The organism is Streptomyces pratensis (genome assembly GCF_037137275.1).
GTDB classification, from domain to species: domain Bacteria; phylum Actinomycetota; class Actinomycetes; order Streptomycetales; family Streptomycetaceae; genus Streptomyces; species Streptomyces pratensis_B.
Map to the genome: position 1 here is coordinate 295,299 of NZ_JBBBEN010000098.1, position 9,301 is coordinate 304,599.

Sequence of the window (9,301 nt, forward strand, 5' to 3'; positions counted from 1 at the left end):
GTGCGGGCGCGGGGCGTCATTCCCCGGCCGCGTAACCGCCGAATTCCTCGTCCGGGGCCAGCGTCCGGTCGATCGCGTCACCGGTCTCGCCGTCGGAGGCCGACTTCGCCCTCCTCGCGGCGGAGGCGGCGGCCAGATGGAACTCGCGCCCCCACTCCCGCTGGACCCCGGCCCGGTCGGGGCGGTGCTGCCAGCGGTAGAGCTGCCCGGCCAGGCGCGCGTAGTCGAGGGGCTCCCGCGCGCCGCGCAGGAGCAGCACGATCTCTCTGAGCCGTACGGCGACCGAGTCGAGGGACTCGGCCGTACCGACCCGCACCAGGCGCTTACGCAGCGGGGAGTCCTCCTCGTCTTCGCCGGAGGCCCCCTTCAGCCGGATCAGCGTGCGGACCGCCCCGCCCAGGTTCTGCCTCCGGTCGTGCATGCCCTTGTCGCGGCTGGACTGCTGGTGCAGGGCCCACAAGGTGGTGGCGAGGAAGACCGCCTCCTCGGCGTACTCGGGGCGGAAGAAGCCCTCCTGGTCGTCGAGCAGCCGGGCCAGCTCCTCCGTCCCGCCAACGCCCCACAGGCCCTGGACCTGGTGAGCCCGCTTCCCCGCTCCGCGCCGCAGCCGGGCGAGCTCCGCCACGGCGGCCGACGTGTCGGACAGATACTGGGGCTGGATCCGTGCGATGTACGTGCCCGTCGCGCGGGCGACCAGCCGATGGGCGGGCAGCCGCTCGGCCGCCGGCACGCTGTCCCGGGGAGGCGGCGAGGCGTCCGTGACGCCGGTCGTCGTAGGGGTGGTGGTCATGCGGTTCCCTCCGGAGGAGCTTCGTCGGCGCGGCCGACGGCGGTCGGAGCAGGCTTTTCTGGGGGCGGCTTGGGCAGCACCTTGTTGATGCGGGTCCGGAACCACAGGTCCGCCCGTGAACTGTCGATCCAGCGCTTGCCGACGCCCGGCAACTCGACCACGCGGCCCTCCGCCGCGCTTCCGCCCGCGGAGTCGAGGAGCCCACGCCCCAGGTCGAGCACGATGAGCCGGGCGGTGGAGCGCCACTCGGCGCGCGCCCGCTCCAGGTCCATGTCCTCTTCGAGGCCCGCCAGCCAGCGCCGGTACGGTCCGTCCAACGCACCGAATCCCTGGTCGCGGGCGGTGGATGTGGCCGGCCCGGCCTCCGATCCGGCCGCCCGCGCCAGATTCCCGGCCAGGTGCCCCAGTGCGGACACGGCACGCTCGGCGTCGGCGACCGCGTCGACCGCGAGCGCCCCGTGCAGGGGGCGGTCCTGGTGGAGCAGGACGACCGGCAGCGCGATGGAGTCGTCCACCACCTCGTCCACCACGGACTGCTGTGTCCCGTAGACCGCGCCGACGAGCCTCGTACGGATCAGTGAATCCTTCGGGAGCACGCCTTCCGTGCTGAGGAGGGCCAGCCACCGCACGACTCCGGGCGGTTGGCTCCGGTCCGTGCCCCGTCCGGTGGTGGCGTCGTCCTGCCTCTGGGCGTACAACAGGCTCGCCAGACCGCGCCACGCCGACCGGGCTGGGTCGTGCTGACGCGGCAGGTAGATCAGCGACCGGCCGAGCTTCTTCTCCTGCGCGGGGCTGCGGCGCCACCCCGTCATCGGTTCCGTCCTCTGCCGGTTCGCGGGGGCGAGCGGGTCCCCGTAACCGAGGACGACGCCGGTGGCGTCGGGGCCCACCACGTGCAGGAGCAGCCGCCGGGACTGCCAGGTGTAGAGGTCGCGGGGCCCTGCGGGGCGGGGCACGGAAGGATCAACGTCCACCACGCCGGGGCCGGGGGGCGTATCGCGGCGCCATACGGGGAGGTCGGCCTTCGGATCCGACTTCAGAACGTCCTCATCCGTCGGAATCAGATTCAGCAGGAGCGTCTCGCGCAGGGACGCGCCCTCCGCGTGGACGCCTCCGAGGCCGCCCATCCAGCCGACGCCCTGTGGGTAGACCTTTCCGCCCTTGACCCGGTCGTCGCCCTCCATTCCGGACTTGATGCCGGACGAGTCGTACGCATGGGTGTGGACGAGCCAGCGAGCCGCTTCCGCGAGTCCGAGCCGCTCCACACCGGGCCGGCGCATGGAGAAGAACGCCTCGCCGTTCGGCACGTCCGCCACGATCCGGTTCAGCGAGGCGACTTCGTGCTTCTGCGTGTGCAACCCCGCCACCTGGTAGAACGGGCGCTCCGGGTGGAGAAGGTCGAAGCGGTCCCGGTGCCGGTCGAGATAGTCGGCGACGACGTCGAAGGAGCCCGGAGCGTCCCGGAGCGCCTCCCAGTCCTCCAACTGCGCCGGCGCACCGCCAGATCTGCCGTCGGCCTCGTCGAAGGCGTCGTACAGAATCGCCAGCAACAGCCTCAGCAGGGCGAACTCCTGGGTCGGAAGGTCGCCCACCAGGCGGCGTATGTCGCCCGCCCGCGCGAAGACGTCGTGCAGCGAGAGCTCGCCGGTGGAACCGTCCTTGTACTGCACGGGCAGCCATGGCCGGGAGACCAGGTCGAAAGAAGGCACTGTGGACGCCACCGCTACGAGCCCCTTTGCTCTGCTTGCGCTGCGCGCGCCGACAGGACCCACCCGGAGTCCGTCGTCGGCGCTGTAGTGGACTTCCCACCCTGACAGGTGGGTCTGACAGTCCTCGTCCAGAACAAGCAGCAGCTCTCCTGCCAGCCAGGGGCACTCCTTCACCTGCCAGGCCGGTACGACGAATCGCTCCAGCTCCGCGATGGTCCGGTCGATCACCCCCGGATGCGTGAGCGCCCGGGGCAGCGTCAACGCGCAGGCGGCGACGATCTCGGCGGCCCGGTGCGGTGGAGGCGCGTGTTCGGGCAGGTCCAGCCCGCCCCGACCGCCGTCGAGCCAGCTCACGGTGGTCAGCCGGCCGTCCGCGCGGCGCTGGACGACCAGCACCTCAAGGCTCTCCTCACTGTCCCGCACCTGCGCGCGCCCGCTTCGGCTGTCGTCCGCGTCTCCGGCGTTGCCGGCGAGCCAGCCGAACAGGGGCCGCCCGGCCCGCCGGACCGGCCCCAGCCGGAACACATCCGCCCGCTCCCGCTTCTCGGCCAGCCGGCCCAGGTAGTGCTTACGGGCTTCGGCCAGCCCGGGGGCCCAGTCCGCCGGTCCGACAGGCCGTTCGTCGTAGGCGGCCTGCACCAACGGGCTGATGTGGTCCGGCAGCACCAGCGGTACGCCGTCGAGATGCGGCCCCAGCACGGCGAGCGCGCGCAGCAGGGTGTGCGGCCCCTGGTACACGGCGAGGGAACCGCGTACGGGCACGGGCTGGTCCGCGTGCCAGTCCTCCACTCCGGTGACCAGGCAGCGGGCCCGCGCGAGGCGGGGCGGCCGGGTACGCGGATGGCGGTGCAGCCGTCCCATGCGCTGGAGCACCAGGTCGACGGGGGCGAGATCGGTGACCAGCAGGTCGAAGTCGATGTCCAGGGACTGTTCGACGACCTGACTGGCCACGACGATGTGCGGCCCGGCAGGGCGGTCGCCGCCGGGCCCGAACCGCTGGCGCAACTCGGTGTCCTTGCGCGCCCGGTCGGCGGCTACGAACCGGGAATGCGCCACGGTGACGGCCTCGGCCCCGAAGTGCGCGCGGAGGTGCTGGGCCGCTTCCAGGGCCCGGTCGACGGTGTTGCGTACGACGAGGGCGCAGCCGCCGTCCCGCAGCTCGTCCTCCAGCCGTGCCACGAGCGAGGGCAGTGCGTCGTCCAGCCGCTCCAGCGCCACTTCGGTACGCCGCCCGGAGGCGGGCTCGGGCCGGGCCGTCAGGACGGTGTCGCCGGGTGCGACGGCGGTGATCAGCGGATAGGCGTCATCGGGCAGATCGAGGGCGGCGGCGAGCTCGGGGGTCTCCTCCCCGGCGTACGCGGCGGCCAGCTCGCGCCTGCGGCGCGCGGGCAGGGTGGCGGAGAGCATTACGACGGGCACCCGATAGGCGGCCAGCCACTCCAGTACGCGGTCGAGGTAGGCGTTCATGTACGCGTCGTAGGCGTGCACTTCGTCGATGATGACGACCTTGCCCGCGACGGCGAGATGGCGCAGCGCCAGGTGACGGCTCTTGAGTCCGGCGAAGAGCACCTGGTCGATGGTGCCGACGGCGAAGGAGGAGAGCAGCCCCTTCTTGCGGCCGCGGAGCCACTGGTGGGCGTGGAGGGAGGCGGGGTTGACCCGGTTCGCGACTCCGGCGCGGGAGACCTCCTCGTGCGGTCCGTCCAGATCGACGGCCGCGATCGTCCGCCGGTCGGCCTTCGTCATCCCGGCCCACACCTCGTTGAGGGCGGCCTTGGCGTGGGCCAGCACGACGGATCGGGGCCCGTCCGCCGGAAGGCGCTCCAGCCAGCTCAGCAACCGGGGGAACATGGCGTCCCCGGTGGCACGGGTCGGCAGCGCTACGAGACACCCCCCGGCACCCGACCCGGCCGCCATGACCTCCGCCGCGGCGAAGGCCGCCTCGGTCTTGCCCTCCCCCATGGGCGCCTCGATGATCAGGAGGCCGGGGGCGGGCAGCTGCCGGGCGACGCGTACGGCTTCCTCCTGTACGGGCCGGATCTCGGCGCCCTCCGGAAGGTCGAACCGGGCACGGAACAACTCGGCGGCGCTACCGGTCGGTTGCTCGGCCCGCCAGGGGCCGGGGAGGTCAAGCCCGGCCCAGGCGGCCGTGAGGCGACGGCTTTCCCCTTCCTTCCCCACGGGCGACCAAGAGGCGGGATCGTACGGGAACAACTCTGACGAGCTGGCGATCCAGTCGGAGACGATGACGATCGCGGTGAGCACGACCTGGACGGGCTGCGGCAACCGGACGCTCTGCCACTCCGCGAGCCGCCCTTCCACCCCTGCCCGCAGGGCACAGGCGTCCATCAACTCGTACTGGACCGCCCGCCAGACGGCCTCGCTCTCGCCCCCGGTGCGCAACAGCCGTGGTCGGGCCCCGAGATCATGGATTTGCTGGTGATCCGGCGGCGTGCCGTGATGCCCACCGGCGACCACGGCGAACTGCCCGGAGGCCCGCTCACTCCACCCGAACCGCTCGCCCAGCCACTCCTGGATGAGAAGCTGCCCGGCCAGCCCGTGCGGCGCCATCCTGCGGTCCAGCCCGAACTGCTTCTGGTACGGCATGTCGAGCGCGGCCGCACGCATCCGGTCGGCCAGCCCGTCCACCTGGCAGGCGAAGGCGGGGGTGGCCTTGCCGATATCGTGCACGCAGGCGAGGTAGACGGCGAGTTGCCGAGCGTCGTCCGCCCCTGCGGGCATCACCTCCGCGACGAGCGCCTTCACGTTGCCGGGCACCCACATGTCCCAGAGCCGACCCGCTACGGCGGCACTGTCGGCCATGTGACGCCAGAGGGGGAGCCACTGTTCGGTCGGCCGGTCGTGCTTGCCCCAGGCGGTTCGGGATGCGGGGGACAGGCGGGCGAAGGCCGAAAGGCTTTCCGGTTGGTCGCGGCTCATGGGCGTATTGGACATCTTCGGAGTCGCTGGCGGACGCGATGTCTGAGAATGAATTTAGATGCACTTATTTGATCGAATGTGACCGCGAGAAGCCCCGACCTGCTGACGTATGCCTCGCTTGGTGGTGCCTGGGAGGTTTCCAGACAGGTTCGGGGTGGGCGGCAGGCCGCTCGGCACCGCTGGCGGTGTGTCCGGTTGCTGGGCCCTGAACCCTGAACCCTGGGCCCCGTGAGCTGACTCGCAGCGCTTGGGGCGGTGAGAAGGGGGCCGCGAGGGCGCGCGTACGCAGCGGGCCACGTAGCTCGGCCCGTTGCCGGACAGGGCCGCGGGGCTCGCCCCGCGGCCCAGTCCGGGGTGCCTGCTCCGCGGGGCGACTCGGCCGGGGCCGGGGCCCGCGCGAGGGGACGACGCCTACGCCCCCGGCCGCCCGCTCTACCTCACGGGGGCAGCCCCGCATGCGCGGGGACCACTCGGTCGGCTGGACCGCTTCGAGCGCGGAGACGGGACCTCCCCCGCACGCGCGGGGACCACCAGTACCCGAAGGTCGATGTCGTCCCGTCCCGGGGACCACCCCCTGACGCGCGGGGACCACCTGCTGCCCACGGTGCAGGAGTACTCCACCCAGGGACCACCCCCGCACGCGCGGGGACCACGCCACCGTGCAGAACATCGAGCGAGGCAAAGCGGGACCACCCCCGCACGCGCGGGGACCACGCTCACTCCTTCGAGACAGGAGGTGGCGACGTGGGACCACCCCCGCACGCGCGGGGACCACGATCGCTCAGGTTGAGGAGTACCACCGGCAGGGGGACCACCCCCGCACGCGCGGGGACCACACCGAGTACGACGAGGCCTTGGCCAACGCGGCGGGACCACCCCCCGCACGCGCGGGGACCACACCGTGCTTCCCAGCCGTCTTGTAGACGGCGAGGGACCACCCCCGCACGCGCGGGGACCACGGCCTGGCCACCTTCGCAATCAGCGTCGGGCTGGACCACCCCCGCACGCGCGGGGACCACGGGACGTCCGGCCAGTGGTGGGCGAGGATCGCGGGACCACCCCCGCACGCGCGGGGACCACGCTCGGCCAGGTCCAGCAGCAGTTTCTGCATGGGGACCACCCCCGCACGCGCGGGGACCACGGTCCGTCATGCGCGCCACCGGATACACCATCGGGACCACCCCCGCACGCGCGGGGACCACGTCGTAGAGGTGGGTGAGCGCGTCCCAGATCGGACCACCCCCGCACGCGCGGGGACCACGCCGTCCGCCATCAGCTCATCGCCTTCCAGTAGGGACCACCCCCGCACGCGCGGGGGCCACACTCCGTACTTCAATGACGGGGACACCTGTGAGGGACCACCCCCGCACGCGCGGGGACCACCGGATTGGAGGCCCTCGGCGCGCCGGGCGTGCGGGACCACCCCCGCACGCGCGGGGACCACCGACAACAACCGCGACGCCGCGAGTCGTCGCAGGGGACCACCCCCGCACGCGCGGGGACCACGCGATGCGTAGGGGTTGAAGGAGTTGGCGCAGGGGACCACCCCCGCACGCGCGGGGACCACAGAAGTGGATGTCTGGCTCTCAGCGTAAGGAAGGGACCACCCCCGCACGCGCGGGGACCACATCGACGTCAACGGCGCACCGGTCGTCGGCCCGGGACCACCCCCGCACGCGCGGGGACCACCAGGTTCATGGGTCGGGTCCCCCTTTCGGGGTGGGACCACCCCCGCACGCGCGGGGACCACCCCGTCGCGGGTATTCACGTAGAGAGCGTGATGGGACCACCCCCGCACGCGCGGGGACCACGCGGTCCCCTTCGATCCCCGGTCCCGTTCGTCGGGACCACCCCCGCACGCGCGGGGACCACCGCTCGCTTCACCCGAAGCAAGCCCGGTCCCCGGGACCACCCCCGCACGCGCGGGGACCACACCGTACTACGGATGTTGCGTAACTTCCGCATGGGACCACCCCCGCACGCGCGGGGACCACGGGGCCTACCAGCGAATGCTGACCGACCCCGCGGGACCACCCCCGCACGCGCGGGGACCACTCGTAGACCGTGATGACCATGGCCGTGTACTGGGGACCACCCCCGCACGCGCGGGGACCACCCGCTGTCGGAGCTGATGCGTCCTGGCGAGGAGGGACCACCCCCGCACGCGCGGGGACCACCGTCAACACCCTGACCTTGATCACTCGTTGGTGGGACCACCCCCGCACGCGCGGGGACCACGCTCGACTCGGTCCTGGACGCGAGCGAGGGGCAGGGACCACCCCCGCACGCGCGGGGACCACAAAGAGTTCCGTGACCTCGGCGTCGGCGTCGGAGGACCACCCCCGCACGCGCGGGGACCACACGTCCGCGATCCGGGCGGCCCGTACGGAGTCGGGACCACCCCCGCACGCGCGGGGACCACCCGTCGACGGGCCGCAGGTCCACAGCTGCGCCGGGACCACCCCCGCACGCGCGGGGACCACAGTTCGTGACCTGCGGGTTTACGCGGCGGTGGGGCTGTTTTTACCTACTTCTTGAGAAGCGGACATATTTCTCCTGTGGTGCAAATGGCCTTGTTCGAAGCTGTGTGCGTCAGAAGGGATTCTGCCCTTCGCCGGCCGCGAGGGGGCGATCTTCTCCGAAAGGGACGAGCAGTCATCGCCGTGTCCGGGGTGGTTCGGAAGTGAATTGATCCTGTGCGGGCGTTCTGCTCCCGCTCAATGCGCTCTGTCGGCAATTGCTGTCGGCCGGGGCCCGCGCGCTGAGCCACGAGCGTCGAGCTCAGACGGACTTGAGCAGGTCGCGGAGGTTGGTCATGTGTGCCTTGACGTCGGCGACCTCGGCCGGACTGGGCGGGTTCTCGTCGGCCCCGGAATGGGTCGTGTGGCAGGGGCGGCAGAGGCCGTCGGGGAGGGCTTCCGGGGGGCCGGGGCGGCCGCAGTCGGTGCACTCCATGAGGAGGCGGCGGGCGGGGGCCGGGGTGTCGGGTGAGGTGTTCTCGGTGGGCAGCCGGGGTGGCATCTTGTCGGCGAGGCGGCGGCGGAGGAACCCGACGGGGGAGTCGACCTTGGCGGGGAGCCCTGCTGTGAGCGTGCTGGTCAGGTAGCTGACGGTCACACCTCGGGTGAGCCATTGCGCCGCCTGCGCTTCCAGGTTCGCGCAGTCGTCAGCGGAGAGGGCCAGTCGGTGGTCGTCTCGGCCGAGGCGGGCCAGGGCGAGGTAGGCGGGAGAGGGGCTGGCCTCGGAGGCGTGAGGCGTAGCGGTGGCAGTGCCCGGGGCGGGGGGTGCGGGCACGGCGTCCGGGGCCGCAGGGCGTGTGGGCACGGTGTCCGGTGCCTGGGCCGGGATGCGTCGGTGCGGTACGGCGGTGGGTTCGGGGGCCCCTTCCGCACCGGGGCCCTCCGGTGCGGGTGGCGGCGCTTCCTCGACCGAGGCCCAGGGCGGCGGGGGAACGGTGTCGGCGGCCGAGGTGACCGGTGCGGAGCTGACGGTCTGGGCGGCCTTCTCGGTGGCGAGGTAGGTGTTCCACCACTCGTTGTCGCGCGCTGTGCGGGACCAGAACGTGCGGAAGGCCCAGCGCATCTCGTCGCCCACGCCGACCGCGCGCCGGACGCGCCGCAGGTGGCCGGCGACGGACAGGGCCGTCAGGGCGGTGGAGATGGCCTGCTGCCCGTAGAGCGGGAGCTGTTTGGCCAGGTGCTTGACGCTCATGGCCGCCCCTTCGGGGAGGTGGTCGACGAACCCGGCGACGTACCGCTCACGCGTCGGCAGGAGGGCGAAGTCGTGACGTGTACGGGGGTGTTGGTCCGGCGCGGAGCGTTTGCCGTACCCGGGCTTGGCCATCGGGTACGCGGCGGAGTGT

The 9,301-nt window shown here is 72.5% G+C and carries 3 protein-coding genes and 1 CRISPR repeat array; all 3 genes read right to left on the minus strand.

Features of this window, described 5'->3' with window-relative positions:
• Positions 1-16: 16 nt before the first annotated feature.
• A complete protein-coding gene (gene casB / locus V9U70_RS25150) occupies positions 17-790 on the minus strand; it encodes a type I-E CRISPR-associated protein Cse2/CasB (RefSeq protein ID WP_336678782.1) in 774 nt (257 codons plus the stop codon).
• Entirely contained in the window at positions 787-5,439 is a 4,653-nt protein-coding gene (gene casA / locus V9U70_RS25155) for a type I-E CRISPR-associated protein Cse1/CasA (RefSeq protein WP_336678784.1), read from the minus strand. Before casA ends, casB begins: the two co-directional genes overlap by 4 nt.
• A gap of 441 nt (positions 5,440-5,880) precedes the next feature.
• Positions 5,881-7,922: a CRISPR direct-repeat array (repeat unit 29 nt; unit sequence GGGACCACCCCCGCACGCGCGGGGACCAC).
• A 298-nt stretch (positions 7,923-8,220) separates the two neighbouring features.
• Positions 8,221-9,282, minus strand: a complete 1,062-nt coding sequence (locus V9U70_RS25160) for a MarR family transcriptional regulator (protein WP_336678816.1) — start codon at positions 9,280-9,282, stop codon at positions 8,221-8,223.
• Positions 9,283-9,301 lie beyond the last annotated feature (19 nt).

What these genes read in the sequence shown, in the direction of transcription:
- casB (WP_336678782.1), bottom strand. Translation starts at nt 790, where the DNA reads ATGACCACCACCCCTACGACGACCGGCGTCACGGACGCCTCGCCGCCT.
- casA (WP_336678784.1), bottom strand. Translation starts at nt 5,439, where the DNA reads ATGAGCCGCGACCAACCGGAAAGCCTTTCGGCCTTCGCCCGCCTGTCC.
- V9U70_RS25160 (WP_336678816.1), bottom strand. Translation starts at nt 9,282, where the DNA reads ATGGCCAAGCCCGGGTACGGCAAACGCTCCGCGCCGGACCAACACCCC.